Consider the following 1,028-nt stretch of genomic DNA (forward strand, 5'->3'; position numbering starts at 1 on the left):
CCGCGACCGCTTTCATTGCGGCCCACTCTGTGTCGTACTCCGGACGTACCTCGGCGACCATGCGGACCGCTCGTTTACGCAGCTCAACGGGGTAGGGGGAAGGACGTGCCATGACTCGATCCTCTCAAATGATCGAGTCTCTATCGAACCCGGAACGGTTCAGGTGTTGCAACGACCGATTGAGTCCGGGGAATATACGAGCGAGGCGTACAACAGCCTCTGCTCCCAGCTGGGCGTGGTGCAGTCCATGGGGCGTGTGGGATCGGCCCTGGACAACGCGGCCGCGGAGTCGTTCCACTCGTCGATCAAGGTCGAGTACATCCACCGGCAGCGCTTCGCCACCCGAGCCGAGGCCCGGCTGAAGATCGCCACGTGGATCACGGACTTCTTCAATACGCGCCGCAGGCACAGCGCGGCCGGCGGACTGGCTCCGGTGGACTTCGAACGAACCGTCACCGAGGCCAGGACACGGGCTCATCAGGAGGACCGAGCAGCATAAGGAAATCCTCCACGTTTCCAGGGGATTGACAGTCCACACGCAATGCGCGATCACCTCGCCCGGTTAGCGGAAGCCCTTGTATGACGGCGACACCGTATCCACGAACAGGACCCTCGCCAAGACGATCAACCCGAAGATCATCCCACAGCACAACCGCCAAGTTGATAAGGCCCTTCGTGAAGGTTCTCAAGCACGTCCGGCGCAGCGTGGTCAACCAGGCCAAGAACGCGATGTTGACCCTTGGCTCGTTCCTGGCGATGCTGGAGGCCAAGGCCCGCCGCAAGCTCGATAGCGGCCCCCGCCGCAGCCGTTGTGCACCGCGGGTCCTCGAGCGTCCGGACTCGAAATACTCGCCCTCGATCAAGAAACGGCAGCACGGACCCACCCCGCCGCGTCCCAGTCAACGTCATCCCCCTTGCCCCGATGATGCTTCATTACTGACTTCAGCTCGTCGGGGTGAATCTTCACGAAGTCCCTGATGGGCATGGATGGGTGGCTGTATCCCGTGGTGTGTGAGGTATGCGGATGG

Annotated in this window: 1 protein-coding gene; it reads left to right on the forward strand. The window is 62.2% G+C overall.

The window, feature by feature from the left end; genetic code table 11:
* Window positions 1–166: 166 nt before the first annotated feature.
* Window positions 167–499, forward strand: coding sequence for an integrase core domain-containing protein (locus ACZ7GZ_RS43535; RefSeq protein WP_471033431.1), 333 nt, complete (start codon window positions 167–169; stop codon window positions 497–499).
* The last annotated feature ends 529 nt before the right edge of the window (window positions 500–1,028 follow it).

The sequence above is a fragment of the Streptomyces sp. NPDC037288 genome, assembly GCF_055603265.1.